Source organism: Hydrogenophaga sp. L310, assembly GCF_055703065.1.
Map to the genome: position 1 here is coordinate 135,339 of NZ_JBVPZA010000011.1, position 18,755 is coordinate 154,093.

An 18,755-nucleotide genomic window follows, 5' to 3' on the forward strand; every position below is an offset into this window, starting at 1 on the left:
CCCAGCCCAGCCACCCTACCCCGCCATCCAAGGCCGCGCAGACTTGACCGATTCCAACGCTTCCAGCAAGCAGCCAGCCAACACCATCATCCAGCGACTGCGCCAGTTCTGGCCGTATTTCCGCTCCGCCAAGAGTGGCATCGTGTTGGCCGCCATCTGCACCATCGTGGGGGCCTTGACCGAACCACTGATCCCCGCCTTGCTCAAGACCTTGCTGGACCGGGGCTTTGCCGAGGGCAACATCGACCTGTGGATGGTGCCCGTCGCACTGATGGGTCTGTTTGGCATACGTGGTCTGGCAGGGTTTCTGGCCCAGTATGCGTTGTCCTACACAGCCAGCCTGGGTCTGCTGAACCTGCGGCGAGCGATGTTTGTCCGGCTCAACGATGCCCAGATGACCTTGTTTGCCCGTCAAAGCGCCAGCAAGCTCTCGAACACCCTGGTCTACGAGGTGCAGACGGGGTCGTCCATGCTGGTCAACGCCATGTTGAGCCTGACCAAGGACAGCCTGACGCTGCTGGCCCTGCTGGGCTATCTGATGTACCTGAACGGAAAGCTCACGCTGATCGTGCTGCTGCTGTTTCCTGGCCTGATTCTGGTGATGCGTGTGCTCTCGCGCCGTCTGTACCGCCTCACGCGTTCCAGCCAGCAGGCCACCGACGAACTGGCCTATGTGGTGGAAGAAAACGCGCTGGCCCACCGCATGGTGCGCCTGCACGGGGCCCAGCAACGCCAGACCCAGCGTTTCGACGGACTCAGCGTTTCCCTGCGGCGCCTGGCCCTCAAGTCCACCGTGGCCCACGCCGCCATGACCCCGCTGACCCAGATGCTCGCCGCCGCCGCGTTGTCGGCCGTGATTGCTGTGGCTCTGTGGCAAAGCACCAGCAGCGGTGTGACCGTGGGCAACTTTGTGGCCTTTGTCACCGCCATGCTGATGTTGATCGCACCGATCCGGCACCTGGCCGAAATCGCCGGCCCGATCACCCGGGGACTCGCCGCGCTGGAACGGGGTCTGGAACTCATCGATGAAACCCCGCCACAAACATCGGGCACCCACCGGGCCGATCAGGTGAAGGGCGCCATCACCCTGCGCGACGTCTGGGTGCGCTACCCGACGCGTGACGAGCAGCCGGACGACGGCCACATCAGCCGCAGCGCGCTGCGCGGCATCAACCTGAGCATCCAGCCGGGTGAAGTGCTGGCCCTGGTGGGCCCCTCGGGTTCGGGCAAGACCACGCTGGCCAATCTTCTGCCACGCTTTGTCGAAGTGGACCGCGGCGAAGTGCTGCTGGATGACGTGCCCCTGCCCAGCTGGGATCTGGCCAGCCTGCGGCGCCAGTTCGCCATGGTCAGCCAGGAAGTGATCATGCTCAACGACAGCCTGGCGGCCAACGTGGCGCTGGGGGCAGCCGACGACCAGATCGACGAAGAGCGCGTGCGCGCGGCCCTGGCCTCGGCCAACCTGCTCGATCTGCTGGAGCGCCTGCCCCGGGGCATGCACAGCACGGTGGGACACAACGCGGCCGAACTCTCCGGCGGCCAGCGCCAGCGGCTGGCGATCGCGAGGGCCATCTACAAGAACGCACCCATCCTGATCTTGGACGAAGCCACTTCAGCCTTGGACAACGAGTCCGAGCGGCTGGTACAGGATGCGCTGGCGCGGCTCATGAAGGGGCGCACCACCATCGTGATCGCCCACCGACTGTCCACCATCGAGCATGCCGACCGTGTCGTTGTACTGGCCGACGGGCAGATCAGTGAGATGGGTCGCCATGAAGAACTGCTCCGCAGCGACGGTCTGTATGCCCGTCTGCATGCACAAAAACTCACCCCCGAAGCCGATGCGTAAAAAAGCCGGAAGCACCTCCAGGGTGCTTCCGGCTTCCAGGGCATCCAGAGATGCCATCAACTTCAGAAGTTGTACTGCAGGCCCAGACCGAAGTAGTCGACGTTACCCCAGCGTGGGTTGTTGGATCCACGAAGCTTGTAGTGGTCCGCATCGCCGCGCAACATCAGGGTTTCACTCAACGCATAGGTGAAGCCCACACCCACAGTCGGTCGGGTCTGCGAGCTGGAATGGCTCGGCAGATCCGCAAACTGGCCACTGGTGTGTTTCACACTGGCCACGCCCAGCTTGCCAAACAACCTCAGTTTTTCCGTCACGTTGCTGCCAGCCGTCACACGTGCGCCAAACACCTTGGCCTTCGCGGACAAGTCCACGCCATTCAGCGCGGTGTACTCATGGCTCTTGCCGGTTTGATAAAAGACTTCTGCGCCCAGGATGTTGTTGAATTGCAGACCGGCGCCCACTTGCAGACCGATCTGACGATCACTGTCGCCAACGAGGATGCTGCCATTCTGACCGCGATGCACCACGCTGTCGTTGACGACACCCAGGGTACCGAATACGTAGGGCGTCATACCTGGAGCCGGTGGTGCAGGAGCCACCATGGGTGCGGCTACAGGAGCCGCTGCCACCGGCGCTGGAACAGGTGCTGGCGCTGGTGCGGGAGCCACGGCGACCGGTGCGGGCGCAGGCGCAACCACCGGCAGCGGCACGGCGCGCGGCATCACGTCCGAGAAGCGGTTGTCGCACTTCGCCATGCTGGCGCGCACGGCCATACCTGAATTGTCAGCATAAAGATTGATGGGCATGTCGGGGCTGTAGGGCACGTACTTGCCAACCAGCGCCTTGGCCACACCATTGCGGCCGTTCGCGCGGCTCACGCCCACGTCACAGGCACCCAGCTTGTATTGCGGACCGAGATCGGACAGGCGCGCAGTGCGAACCGTCGCTTCACCCTTGCGCCGCAGTGGCGGCATGGTGGTCGATGCCTCATAGAAGCGGGCCTGGCCCGCCTGAACCGCTGCGTCGCACTCGGCAGCGGTGTCGTAACCTACATTCCCGTGGCTGTCATTGACCATACCAGCATGACCGAGCGAGGCCACCAACAAACCACCTGTCAGCAGAACCGAATTCAATGGTGTGAGTTTCATGATTTCTCCATATAAGGAAAGTTAAAAGAGCTTACGAAATGAAACATTGTTTGATGTAAATGCACCCATCTCTCGTCACAGGCGGATTATCAACGCATCAGCACGCCAACTCGGTAACGAGAGGCTTCAATACAACAATGTTCGTTATCGCACAGACAGACGTGCGAGAGCTTTTTCGGGTGTTTTCATCGGTCCACCGAGAGAGCATTAAAGCAGCACGATGTCGTATTGTTCCTGCGTCATTGAACTTTCGCTCTGCAGCGAAATGGGCTTGCCGATGAAGTCGGACAAGCCCGCAAGGTGGTGGCTTTCTTCGTCAAGGAAGAGCTCGACCACCTTGGCCGATGCGACCACACGGAACTCGCGCGGGTTGAAGGCTCTCGCCTCGCGCAGGATCTCGCGCAAGATGTCGTAGCAGACGCTGCGCGCGGTCTTCACCACACCTTTTCCGCTGCACGCCGGGCAAACTTCACTCAGCATGTGGGCCAGCGATTCACGCGTGCGTTTGCGCGTCATCTCCACCAGCCCGAGCTGGGAGAATCCACCCGTCATGGTTTTCACCCGATCTCGGGCAAGTTGTTTGCGGAATTCGGTCAACACCGAATCCCGGTGGTCTTCGCGCACCATGTCGATGAAGTCGACGATGACAATGCCGCCCAGGTTTCGCAGCCGCAGCTGGCGCGCAATCGTCTGCGCGGCTTCCAGGTTGGTACGGAACACCGTGTCATCAAAATTGCGCGCGCCCACGAAGCCGCCCGTGTTCACATCCACGGTGGTCAGCGCCTCGGTCTGGTCGATCACCAGATAGCCACCCGATTTCAGATCGACCCGGCGGCTCAGTGCCCGCACGATGTCTTCGTCAATGTTGAACAGGTCGAAAATCGGACGTTCACCGGTGTAGACCTGCAGCTTGGCTACCGTGTCGGGCATGAACTCGCTGGCAAAGGCCTGCAACAAGCCGAACTGCTCGCGCGAATCGATGCGGATCGACTGCGTCTGCGCGCTCACGAGATCGCGCAAGACGCGCTGCATCAGGTTCAGGTCCTCGTGCAGCAGCGTGGCCGCCGGCTGGCGCGTGGCGGCCTCCTTGATCCGTTGCCAGGTCTTGCGCAGGTAGGCGATGTCCTCGCTCAGTTCCTCGTCGGTCGCATCCTCGGCATTGGTGCGGAGGATGAAGCCCCCGGTCACGCTGCCATCCTGCGGCACGGCCAGGCCCAGCACACGCTGGCGCAGGGCCTCGCGCTGGGTCGGCGGAATTTTTTGTGACACCCCGATGTGGTTGTCTTGCGGCAGAAACACCAGCAACCGCCCGGCGATGCTGATCTGTGCCGTCAGGCGCGCGCCCTTGGTGCCGATCGGGTCCTTGAGCACCTGCACCATCAGCGCCTGACCCTCAAAGATCTGCCGCTCGATGGGCAACACCGGATCGGGCTTCAGCACCTGGTTGCTGGATCCGTTGTCGCCATTGAAGGCGCCTTCGGCGCGGACGCTTTCACTGACCCCTTCCGCTGGCACTGAAGCCTGACTGCGTTCGCGGGGCGCTGCGTGCTTGGCGGCGATATTGGGCATCAGATCGGCCACATGCAGAAACGCCGCCCGGTCCAGGCCAATGTCGATGAAAGCCGACTGCATGCCTGGCAGCACGCGCGATATCTTGCCCAGGTAGATATTGCCCACCAGGCCACGCTCCAGCGTGCGTTCAAGGTGCACTTCCTGCACCGCGCCCTGCTCCACCACCGCCACCCGGGTTTCCTGGGGCGCCCAATTGATCAAGATGTCCTGGCTCATGGCGATCGTTTGTCTCGAATTCTGGAGGTTCGCAGTGTCAGAGCAGCCGCACACCGGCCTCACCGAGCACCTGTGCCGTCTCGTGCGCAGGCAGACCCATGATGCCCGAATAACTGCCACTGATGTGGCTGGTCCACAGCGCCGCATGGCCCTGGATTGCGTAGGCGCCGGCTTTGCCCATGGGCTCGCCGCTGTCGACGTAGCGGCGGATCTGTGTCGCGCTGAGCGGGGCAAAACTGACCCACGAGGTGGACAAAGCAGCCCACTGGCGAAGACCACGTCCCGCCGGTTTGCCCACCGCCACGGCCGTCAGCACCCGGTGGCGCCGTCCTGCCAGATCGGCGAGCATGCGGCATGCCTCGCCAGCGTCACCCGGTTTGCCCAGGATGCGCCGGCCCAGCGCCACGGTGGTGTCGGCGCACAGCACGGGCGCGGGCGGCAAGCCCCGGCGCTTGAGCCGGGCGAGCGAGGCCTGGAGCTTGAGCCCGGTCACCCGCTGCACGTAGCTGGCCGGCGCTTCGCCGGGCAACACCGCTTCGAGCGCCTCGACGTCTTCGTCCACATCGGGCAGCAGCAGTTGACAGCGCACGCCCCATTGCTCCAGCAACTGAAGACGGCGCGGGCTCTGGGAGGCGAGATAGATGAAATCGGTCATATCGGTTCGGGCAATGCGTTTCGCCGCAGGGCTGCCCCGGCCAGGCGCGGTCGTTCACTCGCGGTGATAAGGGTGATTGGCATTGACGGACCATGCCCGGTACAGCTGTTCGATCAGCAGCACCCGCACCATCGCGTGGGGCAAGGTCAGATCCGACAGACGGATGCGCTGGTGTGCCGCGGCTCGAAACGCCGGCTCCAGGCCATCGGGCCCGCCAATGACCAGGGCCACGTCATCGCCCTCCAGTTGCCATTGCTGCAACTGGAGGGCCAGGGCTTTGGTCGTGAAGGTGGTGCCGCGTTCGTCGAGCACCACCACACGGCAACCGCGTGGCAATGCCCCCTGAATGCGCTCACGCTCGGCAGCCAGCAGCGTCTCCAGGCTCTTGGAGCCGCGAGGCTCGGTCTTGACGGTCTTGATCTCCACCCGCAACTCGGGCGGGAAGCGTTTGGCGTAATCGTCGTAGGCGGTCTGGGCCCAGTCGGGCATGCGCTGCCCGACCGCGACGATCAGCAGCTTCATGCCTTTTTCTTGGGAGCCGCCTTGGTGGCCACAGGCGCGCGCTTGGCCACCGTCTTGGTCGCGCTCTTGGCCGCCGTTCGGGCAGTCTTGGGTTTGACCACCACGGTCTTCAACGGCGCCTTGGCGGGTGATGTCTTGGTCGCGGTCTTGCGGGCTGCCGTGGGAGCGACACGCTTGGCTGGGCTCTTGGCAGCGGTCTTGGCAGCTGTTTTGGCCGCGGTCTTGGCCACGGCTTTGACACCGGCCTGTGTGCCGGGCTTGGCGGCGGTCTTCGCGGGCGCAGCAGCGGCCGCAGCAGAAACCGCCTTCGCCGCCTTGCGGGCCACCGACTTCGCGTCAATCGGTTTCACTTCCTTCTGCACGCCCTTTTTGCTGGTCTTGCTCGTTGCCTTCTTGGCTGCGGTTTTGGCCACGGGTATGGCTTCTGCAACCTTTTCGGCGCCGTGTTTCAGGCGCACCGGCTTGGCACCCCAGATTTCTTCCAGGCGGTAGTACTGCCGGATGACCGGCTGCATCACGTGGGCCACGGCCGCGCCGCAGTCCACGATGATCCATTCGCCGTTTTCTTCGCCTTCGATGCGCGGCTTGTCAAAGCCTGCTTCACGCACGGCATCGCGCACGCTGGACGCCAGCGCTTTGGTCTGCCGGTTGGAGGTGCCGCTGGCGATGATCACCCGCTCGAACAAGGGCGAGAGGTGTTCCGTGTTGAAGACCACGATGTCCTGGCCCTTGACGTCCTCAAGCCCCTCCACAATGGCGCGCTGGAGTTTCTGGATGTCTTTTTTGGCGGTGGTTTCGCTGGTCATGAAGGCTCTTGATAAAGGTGATGGAGTGAAATATAGCTTGCGACGGCTTCGGGCACCAGAACCGACAGCAAGTTGCTGCGGTCTACGGGCTGGCCGACATGGGCGCGCACTGCGGTGGCGCTGATGTTCTGGAGGGGCATTTCAAGACGCCGGAAAGGCAGGTCCACAGAGGAAAGGTCCGCCTCAAGCGCATGCTCGCGCAAGGCATCGGCTCCGATCTCTGCGGCCCGGTTCGCCACCGCCAGGGTGGCCAGCTCCAGCACTTCGGACCACCGAACCCAGCGCTTGAAAGCCAGCAACTGGTCAGCGCCCAGCACCAGGAACAGCTCGGCTCCCGGGTATTCGCCGGCCAGTTCGCGCAGGGTGTCGGCGGTGTAACTCGGGCCCTCGCGCTGGATTTCTCGGCGGTCAATGCGGGTGCGGGGCAAATCGCCGAAAGCCAGCTCACACATCGCCAGGCGGTGCTCGGCCGACGTCAACGAGCGCGACTTGTGCCAGGCCTGACCGGTAGGCAAGATGTGCAACACATCGAGCCCCAACTGAGTCAAAGCGGTTTCCGCCAGTATGCGGTGTGCCCGGTGCGGCGGGTCAAACGCGCCGCCGAACATGCCCACACGCAGGGGTTTGGCACGCTGTTCCGTCTTTTCAGCGGATTCTGGAATGAGCGTCAAACCCAGTCCTTGCGCACCAGGAAGTGGGTGTAGAGACGTGCTTCGGGCGAGGCCTTGGCGTTTTTGCGCTGGTACGACCAGCTCACCAACGGCGGCATGGACAGCAGGATCGACTCGCTGCGCCCGCCCGACTGCAGGCCAAAGTGTGTGCCGCGGTCCCAGACCAGGTTGAACTCCACATACCGCCCGCGGCGGTAGAGCTGGAAGTCCCTCTCCCGTTCGCCGTAAGGTGTGCCCTGGCGGCGGGCGACGATGGGCAGGTAGGCGTCCAGGAATGCATCGCCCACCGAGCGCAGCATGGAGAAGCTGCCATCGACCCCGAGTTCGGAAAAATCATCGAAGAAGACACCACCCACGCCACGCTGCTCGTCGCGGTGCTTGAGGTAGAAATACTCGTCGCACCACTTCTTGAAGCGTGGGTACTTGTCGACCCCGAAGGGGTCGAGGGCGGTCTTGCAGGTGCTGTGAAAGTGCACCGCGTCATCCTCAAAGCCGTAGTACGGTGTGAGGTCCATGCCACCACCGAACCAGCACACCGGCTCGCCTCCCTTGGGCGTGGCCGCGATCATGCGCACGTTCATGTGCACCGTCGGCACATAGGGATTGCGTGGATGGAACACGAGCGAAACGCCCATGGCCTCGAATGGCGCGCCTGAGAGCTCGGGCCGGTGCTGCGTGGCCGAAGGCGGCAGGCGCGGGCCGGTCACGTGCGAGAAGCCGCAGCCGGCGCGCTCGAACACCGCACCGCCTTCCAGGATCTGCGTGATGCCCTGGCCTTGCAGGGTTTCGCCGGCGGGCTTCTTCCACTGGTCCACCACAAACTGGCCGCCATCGACCAGTGCCACGGTAGAGGTGATGCGTTCTTGCAGGCCGGTCAGGTAGTCACGCACACGCTGTGTCTGTTTGCTCATGGGGTCTTGATGCTCAGAGGGCGCGGAAGCCGATGTCACGGCGGCATTGCATGCCGTCGAACTGGATACTGTCCACCACACCATAGGCCTTCTGCTGCGCATCGGCCACCGTGTCGGCGAGCGCTGTGACACACAACACCCGCCCCCCGGAAACCTCGATGGCACCGCCCGGGCCGCGGGTGGTGCCCGCATGGAACACCATGGCATCGGCGGCGTCCGCCGGCAGACCGGTGATGGCGTCACCCTTGCGCGGGTTGAGCGGGTAGCCGGCCGCAGCCAGCACCACACCCAGCGCCACACGAGGATCCCATTCCAGCGTCACCCGGTCCAGCTCGGCGCGGGTGGCCGACAGCAGCACCTGCGCCAGGTTGCTCTTGAGCCGCATCATGATCGGCTGGGTTTCCGGGTCGCCCATGCGGCAGTTGAATTCCAGCGTCTTCACGCGGCCATCGGGCGTGATCATCAGGCCGGCGTAGAGGAAGCCGGTGTAAGGAATGCCATCCGCCGCCATGCCGCGCAGCGTGGGCAGGATCACCTCGTCCATCGCGCGCTGGTGCACCGCGGGCGTGACCACCGGCGCGGGCGAATACGCGCCCATGCCGCCGGTGTTGGGACCCTGGTCGGCGTCGAGCAGGCGCTTGTGGTCCTGGCTGGTGGCCAGCGCGAGTGCGTTCACGCCGTCGCACAGCACGATGAAGCTGGCCTCTTCGCCTTCGAGGAATTCCTCAATCACGACGCGGGCGCCGCCTTCGTTGTGCGCCACGCCCAGGGGGTTGTCCAGCAGCATGAAGTCAATGGCTTCGTGCGCCTCGGCCGGGCTCATGGCCACGACCACGCCCTTGCCTGCTGCCAGACCGTCCGCCTTGACGACGATGGGAGCGCCTTTCGCGTCCACATAGGCGTGCGCCTGCACAGGGTCGGTGAAGGTCTGGTACTCGGCCGTGGGAATGCCATGGCGCTGCATGAAGGCCTTGGAGAAGGCCTTGGAGCTTTCCAGTTGGGCGGCCTTCTGCGTGGGGCCGAAGATGGCCAGGCCGTGGGCACGGAATTCGTCCACCACGCCGGCCGCCAGCGGCGCCTCCGGGCCAACCACGGTCAGGCCGATGCCGTTGGCCTGTACCCATTCGCGCAACGCCACCTTGTCGGTGATAGGCAGGTTGGTCAGTTGCACATCGCGTGCGGTACCGGCGTTGCCGGGCGCCACGAACACCTGCTCCACACCCTCGGACTGCTTCAACTTCCACGCCAGCGCGTGTTCGCGGCCTCCGCCGCCAATCACCAGGACTTTCATTCGTTGATCTCAGCGTTGTGAAAGACTTCCTGCACATCGTCCAGGTCTTCCAGGATATCGAGCAGCTTTTGCATGCGCGCAGCGTCTTCACCGGTGAGGGGAATGCTGTTCTCGGCACGCATCGTCACTTCGGCTACTTCAGGCTTAAAGCCTGCGGCCTCCAGCGCGTTTTTCACGGCTTCGAAATCCGTGTAAGCGGTCAGCACCTCGATGGCACCGTCCTCGTCGGTGATCACGTCTTCCGCACCCGCTTCCAGCGCCACTTCCATCACCTTGTCTTCCGAAGTGCCGGGCGCGAAGATGATCTGGCCACAATGCTTGAACTGGAACGCCACCGAGCCGTCGGTGCCCAGGTTGCCACCGTACTTGCTGAACGCGTGGCGCACTTCGGCCACTGTGCGCACCTTGTTGTCGGTCATGGTGTCCACGATGATGGCCGCGCCGCCGATGCCGTAGCCCTCGTAGCGGATCTCTTCCAGCGCCTGGCCCTCGAGGGCGCCCGAGGCCTTGTCCACGTTGTACTTGATGCGGTCGGCCGGCATGTTGGCGGCCTTGGCCTTGTCGATCGCGAGACGCAGACGCGGGTTCATCGCCGGGTCACCGCCACCGGTGCGGGCGGCCACCGTGATTTCACGGATGACGCGCGTCCAGATCTTTCCCCGCTTTTCGTCCTGGCGACCCTTGCGGTGTTGAATATTTGCCCATTTGCTGTGTCCGGCCACGAAAGATTCCTTATCCCCGTTTCGGGTTTGATCTAATAAGCAGTCGATTTTACGTTTTCACCCACCTTGCCCCCGGAAGGACCACATCCATCATGGCCGAACCGATGCTGATTGCCCAGAACGCCACCACCCAGTGTCACCTGCTGCCGGGCCTGGCCAACCGACACGGCCTCATCACCGGCGCCACCGGCACCGGCAAGACCGTGACCCTGCAGACCCTGGCCGAGCAGTTCTCCAACATCGGCGTGCCGGTGTTCATGGCGGACGTGAAGGGCGACCTCACCGGTATCAGCCAGATGGGCAGCTTTGGCGAGAAGATCAGCGCCGTTCTGAAGGACCGCGGCATCACGCTGCCCACCTCGCAAGCCTGTCCCACCACGCTGTGGGACGTATTTGGCGAACAGGGCCACCCGGTGCGCGCGACGGTGAGCGACATGGGCCCGTTGCTGCTGGCTCGCATGCTGAACCTGAACGACACCCAGGCTGGGGTGCTCAACCTGGTGTTCAAGATTGCCGACGACAACGGCCTGCTGCTGCTGGACATGAAAGACCTGCGCACCATGTTGCAGCATGTGGGGGACAACGCCAAGCAGTTCACAACCGAATACGGCAACATCAGCGCGGCCAGCATCGGCGCCATCCAGCGCGGGCTGATGCAGGTGGAGCAACAGGGCGGCGACCAGTTCTTTGGCGAGCCCATGCTCGACATCAGTGACTTCATGCAGACCGTGGACGGCAAGGGGGTGGTCAACGTGCTCGCGGCCGACAAGCTGATGAACTCGCCCCGGCTCTACGCCACCTTCCTGCTGTGGATGCTGTCCGAGCTGTTTGAGCAGTTGCCCGAGATCGGCGACCCCGAAAAACCCAAGCTGGTGTTCTTCTTCGACGAAGCCCACCTGCTGTTCAACGAAGCGCCGAAAGTGCTGGTCGAGCGCATCGAGCTGGTGGTGCGCCTCGTGCGATCCAAGGGCGTGGGCGTGTATTTCGTGACACAGAACCCGCTGGACATCCCTGACAGCGTGCTGGGCCAGTTGGGCAACCGCGTGCAGCACGCGCTGCGCGCATTCACCCCGCGCGACCAGAAAGCCGTGAGGGCAACGGCAGAGACCATGCGCCCCAAGGCCGGCCTGGACATCGAAGCCGCCATCACCGAACTCGCCGTGGGTGAAGCGCTGGTGAGCCTGCTCGATGCCAAGGGCCGCCCGAGTGAAACCGAACGTGTGTACGTGCTGCCCCCGGGCAGTCAGCTCGGCCCCATCACCTCCCAGCAACGCCAAAGCCTGCTGCAGGGCTCGCTGGTGGCCGGGGTGTATGAGAAAGACGTGGACCGCGAAAGCGCCCACGAAATCCTGCGTGCCCATGTCGACGCACGCACCCCCCAGGCGGAGCCGGAAGTTGCCGGCACGCCAAGAATCCCGCGCATCCCAGGGGTGGCGAAACAGCCTGTCGAGGCAGCAGGAGGTGGTGGCATCGGCGGCATGTTGAACGAAGCCCTGTTCGGGCGCACGGGCCCGCGCGGTGGCCAGTACGACGGTCTGGTACAGACCATGGCCAAAACCGCCGCCCGCAGCGTGGCCAGCGGAATTGGTCGGCAGATCGTACGGGGGGTGTTGGGTGGTTTGCTGGGCGGCAAGCGCTGAGCCGGTGGCTTCACCGTCCATTCCCGCAGTCTTGCCTGTTTGCCGCGTGGGACTGCTCAAAGCGCTGCTGTACGCCCTGCTCGTCCTGGTCGTTCTGGTCCCGATCGGCGCCGGGTTCGGCTGGCTCAGCGGTGATCTGCCTTCCGACCTCGGTGTGATGCAGGGACGCCTGAAGCCGCCGTCCCTCACACGCAACAGCGTCTCCAGCCAGGCCGGCCTGTACCCGGACCACCCGCAGCGGGCCCACGCGTTCATACCACCCCTGCCCCTCAAGCATGGCGACGCCACGGCCTCGCTGCGCACGCTGGCCACCGTGTTGCAGACGCTGCCCGGCGTCACGCTGGTGGAGCAGCGACCGGACTACCTCTACGCACAGGCCCAGACGCGCTGGCTCAGGTTCGTGGACGACCTCGAGTTCTGGTTCAACCCGGCGCTGGGCGCGATCGAAGTGCGCAGCGCAAGCCGCCTGGGTCGCGAGGACACCGGCCTGAACCGGCGGCGCATGGATAACATCCGTGCGGCCTATCTGCGTCAATGAACCTCTTGCGAAGCCGATTCCCCATCGGCAACCCGATCAAACGACTTTTCCGGATGCTTCATGCCTCGAAAAATGACCCCATCCCGTGCCGCCTTGCTGGTGCTGACCGCGGTGCTCAGCGCCTGCGGCGGCGGCGACTCTGACGACGCCTCGGGTGACGCCACGACAGCGCTCAGAGTCGCGAGCTGTGGTCGCGAGGGTGGCGCGCTGCGCATCATGCCCCTGGGCGATTCGATCACCCAGGCCGAGGCGGGGCACAACAGCTACCGCCGGGTGCTCTGGCAACGCCTGAACGCCGCAGGTTGTTCGGTGGACCTGGTGGGCAGCCGCTCCGGCGTCTCCAGCGGCTACCGCGACAGCCCGCAAACCAGCGCCCCCGACCCCGATTTCGACCCCGATCATGAGGGCTACTGGGACTACCGGGCCCACGAGCTGGCACCCCAGGTGGCCGCCAAGGTCGGCGGCGCCCGCCCCGACATGGTGCTGCTCCACCTGGGCACCAACGACGTGCTGGATGGCCAAAGCGCTGCGGGCATCATCGGGGAACTCGGGGGCGTGATCGATGCCATCCGCGCCGGCAAGGCCGACACCTACATCGTGCTGGCCAAGATCATTCCCGCCGCCCCGGACACGGCGGGAACCGCGGCCCTGAACAGGGGCATCGATGGCCTGGCGGCCTCCCGCAACACCGCGCTCTCACCCATCGTCGTGGTGAACCAGGCTGCGGGCTACTCGGTCGCAGACAACTACGACGGTGTGCACCCGAACGCCACCGGTGAGGCCAAGCTCGGCAACAAGTGGGCCGAGGCCGTGCTGGCCTGGCGCACACGCTGACCGGTTGACGGCGGTCTTTCTGCAAAAAAAAAGGCCCGGATGTCCGGGCCTTTTTGGTGTCTGCCGAGTAGAACTGCCTCAACCCGCCGTGGCTTCCTCGGGCTTCGCCTTGCCTTCCTTCTTCGGCAACGGCTGAATGTCGAGCTTGACTTCCTGGGTTTCCTTGCCGTCCTCGCCGGTCTTGGTTTCCAGGTCCACCGTCAAGCGCCCGCCATCGGTGAGGCGCCCAAACAGCAGTTCGTCGGCCAGGGCCCGGCGGATCGTGTCCTGGATCAGGCGCTGCATCGGACGCGCACCCATGAGCGGATCAAAGCCCTTCTTGGCCAGGTGTTTGCGCAGCGCATCGGTGAAAGTGACCTCCACCTTCTTCTCGGTCAGCTGGCCTTCCAGCTGCAGCAGGAACTTGTCCACCACGCGCATGATGACGTTCTCGTCCAGCGCCTTGAAGCCCACGATGGCGTCCAGGCGGTTGCGGAACTCCGGCGTGAACAGGCGCTTGATGTCGGCCATCTCGTCGCCGGCTTCGCGCGGGTTGGTGAACCCGATCGTGGCCTTGTTCATGGTCTCCGCACCGGCATTGGTCGTCATGATGACGATGACGTTGCGGAAATCGGCCTTGCGTCCGTTGTTGTCGGTCAGCGTGCCGTGGTCCATGACCTGCAGCAGCACGTTGAAGATGTCCGGGTGCGCCTTTTCGATTTCGTCGAGCAACAGCACGCAGTGGGGCTTCTTGGTGATGGCTTCGGTCAGCAGGCCACCCTGGTCAAAACCCACATAGCCCGGAGGCGCACCGATCAGGCGACTCACGGCATGGCGCTCCATGTACTCCGACATGTCGAAGCGGATCAGGTCGATGCCCATGATGTAGGCCAGCTGCTTGGCGGCTTCGGTCTTGCCCACGCCGGTGGGGCCGCTGAACAGGAAGGCACCGATGGGCTTGTCGCTTTTGCCCAGGCCCGAACGTGCCATCTTGACGCTGGAGGCCAGCACTTCAAGGGCCTTGTCCTGACCGAACACCACGCTCTTGAGGTCGCGCTCCAGGGTCTGCAGCTTGCCGCGGTCGTCGTTGGACACGTTCGCGGGCGGGATGCGCGCGATCTTGGCCACGATCTCTTCGACCTCGGTCTTGCTGATGGTCTTCTTGCGTTTGGACGCGGGCAGGATGCGTTGTGCCGCACCCGCCTCATCGATCACGTCGATGGCCTTGTCGGGCAGGTGGCGGTCGTTGATGTACTTGGCGCTGAGTTCGGCCGCAGCCTGCAGGGCCGCCAGGGCGTACTTGACATTGTGGTGCTCTTCAAAGCGCGACTTCAGCCCTTTGAGGATGTCCACGGTCTGCTCCACCGTCGGCTCGACCACGTCGACCTTCTGGAAGCGGCGGCTGAGCGCGGCGTCTTTTTCGAAGATGCCACGGTACTCGGTGAAGGTGGTCGCGCCGATGCACTTCATCTGGCCACTGGACAGCGCGGGCTTGAGCAGGTTGGACGCATCCAACGTACCGCCCGATGCCGCGCCGGCACCGATCAGGGTGTGGATCTCGTCGATGAACAGGATCGCGTTGGGCTTGTCCTTGAGCGACTTGAGAACGCCCTTCAGACGCTGTTCAAAATCGCCGCGGTACTTGGTGCCGGCCAGCAGCGCGCCCATGTCGAGCGAATACACCTGGGCTTCGGCCAGGATTTCCGGCACGTCGTTCTGGGTGATGCGCCAGGCCAAGCCCTCGGCGATGGCGGTCTTGCCCACGCCGGCTTCGCCGACGAGCAGCGGGTTGTTCTTGCGGCGGCGGCACAGGATCTGGATCACGCGCTCGACCTCGTAGTCGCGCCCGATCAGCGGATCGATCTTGCCGTCTTTGGCGAGCTGATTCAGGTTCTGGGTGAACTGCTCCAGCGGCGACGCCTTTTCATTCTGCTTGGCTTCGCCAGCCTCTTCGTTTTCGGCCGCACTCTCCCCCGGCTTGCTCGCCTCGGGTGGATCGCTCTTGCGGATACCGTGGGCGATGAAGTTGACCACGTCCAGCCGGGTCACACCCTGCTGGTGCAGGTAGTACACGGCGTGGGAGTCCTTTTCGCCAAAGATCGCCACCAGCACGTTGGCGCCTGTGACTTCCTTCTTGCCGTTGCCGGTGGACTGCACGTGCATGATGGCGCGCTGGATCACCCGCTGGAAACCCAGCGTGGGCTGCGTGTCCACCTCGTCGGTGCCGGCGACCTGCGGCGTGTTGTCCTTGATGAAATTCGTCAGGGACTTGCGCAGGTCGTCCACGTTGGCCGAGCAGGCGCGCAGCACCTCGGCGGCGCTCGGGTTGTCGAGCAGGGCGAGCAGCAGGTGCTCCACCGTGATGAATTCGTGTCGCTGTTGCCGGGCCTCGACGAAGGCCATGTGCAAGCTGACTTCAAGTTCCTGGGCAATCATGGACACATCCTTTGGGCTGGTGGTGGTTTGAAACGCTGGGGTCCGGGTACGTAAGGTGTATCGGGTGGATGGCCATCAAATGGGGCGGATCTGGCGTTATTCAATCGGCTCGCTCAAACACTGCAACGGATGCCCCGCGTTCCGGGCAGCCTGCGACACCTGGTCGACTTTGGTGCTGGCCACATCGCGCGTGTATATCCCGCAAATGCCTTTGCCTTCGAGGTGTATCTTGAGCATGATCTGGGTCGCGGTTTCACGGTCCTTGCTGAAATATTCCTGAATGACGTGCACAACGAACTCCATGGGGGTGAAATCGTCGTTGAGCAGCACCACCTGAAACATCTGAGGGGGTTTGGTGCGCTGCGCACGCCGCTCAAGCACCACCGAATCGTCATTGCCCACACTGGGGGGAGCGACGGGGTTTTCGGGTTTCTTGGGGTTCTGGGTGGCCATGAAAATGATTCTAGCGGGGTGCGCGCGTCCCTATGTGCTGCTCGGGATATGTATTTGCCGTGACAACACCGTGTTGTTGACCGCCCCATCGTTGGCGGTGGATCAGTAACAGAGGCAAAGGCGCAGCGCGGCATGCCCCATTGTGTCGTTTCGACGCAAAAGAAAACCGCCGAGGAAGGCTGCTTCCGGGCGGTTTTTCCAAGGGTTCTGCCCGGCACCGGCTTCATTGACCGGCGACGAGCGGAATTGGCGGGTTATCGATCATGAGGCCTCAATCGGTTGCAGCACGCCGCAGGCTGTGGCACGGCGTTGCGCTGGCGTCGCTCCATGGGGCCAATCATGGAGCCATTGCTGGCCGCAGCTGCAACTCATTCGCTCTACTTCGCTCCACAACGCTGCGCCCCCAACGAGTACACCAGGCACCCCACGCGTGGAGGCGCCCGCCCACGCCAAAAACGGTTCTACGGAGCCATTACGGGCAGCGCATCCATGCTCACTCCGCTCTTAAGGCCGGTGGAGCACCATCGTTTGGCTCGACGGTGGCAAACCGAGCAGCCAACAGATCGGCCTGCTCGGCAAACTTCTTCGCATTGGTCTTCTGCAACTGCGCCAGGTTCTGCAGCTTCCATCGCACGCCCGGCAGATGTTCGAGGTGATCAATGCCCAGCCGCGCCCACTCCGGTGCACCGGCGACCATCGATAGCAGAAAAAGCCGCTCCTCCTCGTCCAGTCCCAACTGGATCTCGCGCACCAGGCGCTCACGGGCGGCGAGCAATGCGTCCAACGGCACCGGCTCCGCCGTCATGCCATGAAAGTTGTGCGTGAAGTCGTACTGGATGTCCCGCAGCGGCGGGAACAGCACTTCGTGCACCGGACGGTTGCTGCAGGCCAGGTAGACCACAAAGGCGCGCCGGATGCCGGGCGTGATGCCTTCGTGCGAAAAAAGCTGCATCACGTCGAACAGGTCGCGGGGATGCTGCCGATCCAGCGCCGCCACCAGCTTGCCGCCGTAAACGTCTTCCAGCGAGACCACCGGGATCTCCAGGTCGGCCATCAGCACATCACGCGCGGTCGGCGTGAGCGAGGCTTGACGCACCGGCAGCACGGTGCCCCGCATCACGAAATTCACTTCGATCTTGACCTGTACGGGTCCACGCCGCACCAACAGCTTGGTCTCCCCCTCTGCTGCCGCCGGCGCGTGCACCTGCAAGCCTTGTTTCTTCAAGCGCTCAGCCGCTTGCCGGATGGCCTCATTGATGCGAACCAGCGCTTCGTCACGTGGCAGCGTGTGGTCGGGAAAGACCAGATCAAGGTCCACCGACAGGCGCGGCATGTCGCGCACGAAGAGGTTGATCGCGGTTCCACCCTTCAGCGCCAACGTGTCGTCCACGAATACCAGCGGCGCCACCTGCGTCAGCAGGCGCGCGGTATCAAGATAGGTCTGATTCATCGTTTTAGCACCAGCAGGCCGTCGGCCGATCGGGACACCCAGGGCCGGTCGCTGCCCGTCGGTAACGTGGCCGGATCGAGCTTGGCTGCCCAGGGCAGCGATGCCTCGCGGCCGAGTTGCAGGCAGAGCCGTACGGTCTTGACGCTCGTGCAGCGCTGCAGCAGCTCGCGCAGCACGTCGACACGCAGGCTGTAGGCGCTTTCCACGAGCTCGCGCGCCTCCTGCAACGGCTGGCGGACGCCGACGTCGCTCAGCAACTCCAGCAGTGCGCGCTCCGGCGCCGATACCTGCGGCGCTCCGCTACGCTTCTCGAACGGCCCGGCGTGCAGCAAGGCGCCAGGCTGCTCATCGAAGAGCCGCTTGCGGTGGTACTCGGCCGGAAAGCGCTCGGTGAACCATTCGGGCAGGCGCCCGGCCGCCCAGCCATAGAGCTGCAGCACCGGCTGCTGCGCCACATACTGGCGCACGCCATACCAGTCCAGCGCCGACTTGCCGCCTACGTGCAAGCCTTTGAGGCGACGCTGCAGCAGGGTCAGGCTCGGATGCAGCGCTAGGGTGTCGTTGGGCCGGCAGAAAACCCCGCGAGCCAAGCGCGTGAGCCAGCCCGCGCGCACATAGTGCACGGCCAGATCCGCAGAGATGCCCAACGCCGCCAGGTCTTCCGAGGTCAGCGGCATCCCCGGCGGCAGGCGGGTATAGAGCGCATTTAGTTTGCTCGTTCCAGTCGTAGCCATACTGCGATTCAAACACTTTATTCAAACTTCAGTCAACTTGAAATGTGATTTTGAATCGTAGCTCGACTACGACAATAGAACTTTTTCAAAATAACCGGGCTACCCGTCGACAGCCAAGCAAGAAATCCGCACCAATCCGCCCGACGCTGTGCATCCTTCGCTGGTTGCGGTGGGGCGTTTGATTGAGCGGCACTGCACATCGACCCAGTCGCGAGAAACGAAGCCTCCAAAAAATAGACCGATATCTTCGTGCCCTGCACACTGTGACAGAACGGGGTCGGCCCGCTCCTGCCTGACATCCCGTTACTCCGGTTACTATTTGCCGAGC

Annotated in this window: 17 protein-coding genes; 4 read left to right on the plus strand and 13 right to left on the minus strand. The window is 63.8% G+C overall.

Annotation, left to right across the window (positions count from 1 at the left end; translation table 11 throughout):
* Positions 1 to 43: 43 nt before the first annotated feature.
* Positions 44 to 1,849 (plus strand): lipid A export permease/ATP-binding protein MsbA, encoded by a 1,806-nt coding sequence (msbA, locus tag AC0GNO_RS17905; RefSeq protein WP_472904923.1) that lies wholly within the window; start codon positions 44 to 46, stop codon positions 1,847 to 1,849.
* Between the two features lie 62 nt (positions 1,850 to 1,911).
* On the opposite strand, the gene AC0GNO_RS17910 is transcribed toward msbA, so the two are convergent.
* From AC0GNO_RS17910 to AC0GNO_RS17950, 9 genes are all read right to left on the minus strand, one after another.
* Entirely contained in the window at positions 1,912 to 2,997 is a 1,086-nt protein-coding gene (locus tag AC0GNO_RS17910; RefSeq protein ID WP_472904924.1) for an outer membrane protein, read from the minus strand.
* A 207-nt stretch (positions 2,998 to 3,204) separates the two neighbouring features.
* Positions 3,205 to 4,932 (minus strand): Rne/Rng family ribonuclease, encoded by a 1,728-nt coding sequence (locus AC0GNO_RS17915; RefSeq protein WP_472904925.1) that lies wholly within the window; start codon positions 4,930 to 4,932, stop codon positions 3,205 to 3,207.
* Positions 4,823 to 5,440: a Maf family protein gene (locus AC0GNO_RS17920; RefSeq protein WP_472887979.1), complete on the minus strand. Its 618-nt coding sequence runs from the start codon at positions 5,438 to 5,440 to the stop codon at positions 4,823 to 4,825. The genes AC0GNO_RS17915 and AC0GNO_RS17920 overlap by 110 nt, the downstream gene beginning before the upstream one ends.
* Before the next feature lie 54 nt (positions 5,441 to 5,494).
* Entirely contained in the window at positions 5,495 to 5,962 is a 468-nt protein-coding gene (gene rlmH, locus AC0GNO_RS17925; RefSeq protein ID WP_472887980.1) for a 23S rRNA (pseudouridine(1915)-N(3))-methyltransferase RlmH, read from the minus strand.
* On the minus strand, positions 5,959 to 6,768 hold the full coding sequence (rsfS, locus tag AC0GNO_RS17930) for a ribosome silencing factor (RefSeq protein WP_472887981.1): 810 nt from the start codon (positions 6,766 to 6,768) through the stop codon (positions 5,959 to 5,961). Before rsfS ends, rlmH begins: the two co-directional genes overlap by 4 nt.
* Positions 6,765 to 7,376, minus strand: a complete 612-nt coding sequence (nadD, locus tag AC0GNO_RS17935) for a nicotinate (nicotinamide) nucleotide adenylyltransferase (protein WP_472904926.1) — start codon at positions 7,374 to 7,376, stop codon at positions 6,765 to 6,767. Before nadD ends, rsfS begins: the two co-directional genes overlap by 4 nt.
* 59 nt (positions 7,377 to 7,435) lie before the next feature.
* On the minus strand, positions 7,436 to 8,350 hold the full coding sequence (gene hemF / locus AC0GNO_RS17940) for an oxygen-dependent coproporphyrinogen oxidase (protein ID WP_472887983.1): 915 nt from the start codon (positions 8,348 to 8,350) through the stop codon (positions 7,436 to 7,438).
* A gap of 13 nt (positions 8,351 to 8,363) precedes the next feature.
* Positions 8,364 to 9,641, minus strand: a complete 1,278-nt coding sequence (purD, locus tag AC0GNO_RS17945) for a phosphoribosylamine--glycine ligase (RefSeq protein ID WP_472904927.1) — start codon at positions 9,639 to 9,641, stop codon at positions 8,364 to 8,366.
* Complete coding sequence (locus AC0GNO_RS17950) at positions 9,638 to 10,363, minus strand: YebC/PmpR family DNA-binding transcriptional regulator (RefSeq protein ID WP_472904928.1); 726 nt, start codon at positions 10,361 to 10,363, stop codon at positions 9,638 to 9,640. Before AC0GNO_RS17950 ends, purD begins: the two co-directional genes overlap by 4 nt.
* Before the next feature lie 92 nt (positions 10,364 to 10,455).
* Here AC0GNO_RS17950 and AC0GNO_RS17955 point away from each other — a divergent pair, with 92 nt between their 5' ends.
* The 3 genes from AC0GNO_RS17955 to AC0GNO_RS17965 all read left to right on the plus strand — a co-directional run bounded on the left by AC0GNO_RS17955 (position 10,456) and on the right by AC0GNO_RS17965 (position 13,375).
* Positions 10,456 to 12,003 carry a helicase HerA-like domain-containing protein gene (locus tag AC0GNO_RS17955; RefSeq protein WP_472904929.1) on the plus strand — a complete coding sequence of 516 codons (1,548 nt, stop codon included), beginning with the start codon at positions 10,456 to 10,458 and terminating at the stop codon, positions 12,001 to 12,003.
* A gap of 46 nt (positions 12,004 to 12,049) precedes the next feature.
* Positions 12,050 to 12,541, plus strand: coding sequence for a DUF1499 domain-containing protein (locus AC0GNO_RS17960; RefSeq protein WP_472904930.1), 492 nt, complete (start codon positions 12,050 to 12,052; stop codon positions 12,539 to 12,541).
* A gap of 72 nt (positions 12,542 to 12,613) precedes the next feature.
* The gene (locus AC0GNO_RS17965) at positions 12,614 to 13,375 is read left to right on the plus strand and encodes an SGNH/GDSL hydrolase family protein (protein ID WP_472887988.1); all 762 of its coding nucleotides are present in this window, start codon (positions 12,614 to 12,616) and stop codon (positions 13,373 to 13,375) included.
* Between the two features lie 78 nt (positions 13,376 to 13,453).
* On the opposite strand, the gene clpA is transcribed toward AC0GNO_RS17965, so the two are convergent.
* The 4 genes from clpA to AC0GNO_RS17985 form a co-directional block, all read right to left on the minus strand.
* Positions 13,454 to 15,790: an ATP-dependent Clp protease ATP-binding subunit ClpA gene (gene clpA, locus AC0GNO_RS17970; RefSeq protein WP_305722688.1), complete on the minus strand. Its 2,337-nt coding sequence runs from the start codon at positions 15,788 to 15,790 to the stop codon at positions 13,454 to 13,456.
* Between the two features lie 96 nt (positions 15,791 to 15,886).
* The gene (clpS, locus tag AC0GNO_RS17975; protein ID WP_210824528.1) at positions 15,887 to 16,243 is read right to left on the minus strand and encodes an ATP-dependent Clp protease adapter ClpS; all 357 of its coding nucleotides are present in this window, start codon (positions 16,241 to 16,243) and stop codon (positions 15,887 to 15,889) included.
* A gap of 493 nt (positions 16,244 to 16,736) precedes the next feature.
* Positions 16,737 to 17,693, minus strand: a complete 957-nt coding sequence (locus tag AC0GNO_RS17980; RefSeq protein WP_472904931.1) for a nucleotidyl transferase AbiEii/AbiGii toxin family protein — start codon at positions 17,691 to 17,693, stop codon at positions 16,737 to 16,739.
* A complete protein-coding gene (locus tag AC0GNO_RS17985) occupies positions 17,690 to 18,427 on the minus strand; it encodes a type IV toxin-antitoxin system AbiEi family antitoxin domain-containing protein (RefSeq protein ID WP_472904932.1) in 738 nt (245 codons plus the stop codon). Before AC0GNO_RS17985 ends, AC0GNO_RS17980 begins: the two co-directional genes overlap by 4 nt.
* Between the last annotated feature and the right edge of the window lie 328 nt (positions 18,428 to 18,755).

Excerpts from the sequence above, each read along its gene's own strand:
- AC0GNO_RS17985 (WP_472904932.1), bottom strand. The coding sequence starts at position 18,427 with ATGGCTACGACTGGAACGAGCAAACTAAATGCGCTCTATACCCGCCTG.
- clpS (WP_210824528.1), bottom strand. The coding sequence starts at position 16,243 with ATGGCCACCCAGAACCCCAAGAAACCCGAAAACCCCGTCGCTCCCCCC.
- AC0GNO_RS17920 (WP_472887979.1), bottom strand. The coding sequence starts at position 5,440 with ATGACCGATTTCATCTATCTCGCCTCCCAGAGCCCGCGCCGTCTTCAG.
- purD (WP_472904927.1), bottom strand. The coding sequence starts at position 9,641 with ATGAAAGTCCTGGTGATTGGCGGCGGAGGCCGCGAACACGCGCTGGCG.
- rsfS (WP_472887981.1), bottom strand. The coding sequence starts at position 6,768 with ATGACCAGCGAAACCACCGCCAAAAAAGACATCCAGAAACTCCAGCGC.
- rlmH (WP_472887980.1), bottom strand. The coding sequence starts at position 5,962 with ATGAAGCTGCTGATCGTCGCGGTCGGGCAGCGCATGCCCGACTGGGCC.
- clpA (WP_305722688.1), bottom strand. The coding sequence starts at position 15,790 with ATGATTGCCCAGGAACTTGAAGTCAGCTTGCACATGGCCTTCGTCGAG.
- AC0GNO_RS17965 (WP_472887988.1), top strand. The coding sequence starts at position 12,614 with ATGACCCCATCCCGTGCCGCCTTGCTGGTGCTGACCGCGGTGCTCAGC.
- AC0GNO_RS17980 (WP_472904931.1), bottom strand. The coding sequence starts at position 17,693 with ATGAATCAGACCTATCTTGATACCGCGCGCCTGCTGACGCAGGTGGCG.
- AC0GNO_RS17915 (WP_472904925.1), bottom strand. The coding sequence starts at position 4,932 with ATGCGGCGCTGTGGACCAGCCACATCAGTGGCAGTTATTCGGGCATCA.
- hemF (WP_472887983.1), bottom strand. The coding sequence starts at position 8,350 with ATGAGCAAACAGACACAGCGTGTGCGTGACTACCTGACCGGCCTGCAA.
- nadD (WP_472904926.1), bottom strand. The coding sequence starts at position 7,376 with ATGTTCGGCGGCGCGTTTGACCCGCCGCACCGGGCACACCGCATACTG.
- AC0GNO_RS17955 (WP_472904929.1), top strand. The coding sequence starts at position 10,456 with ATGGCCGAACCGATGCTGATTGCCCAGAACGCCACCACCCAGTGTCAC.
- AC0GNO_RS17910 (WP_472904924.1), bottom strand. The coding sequence starts at position 2,997 with ATGAAACTCACACCATTGAATTCGGTTCTGCTGACAGGTGGTTTGTTG.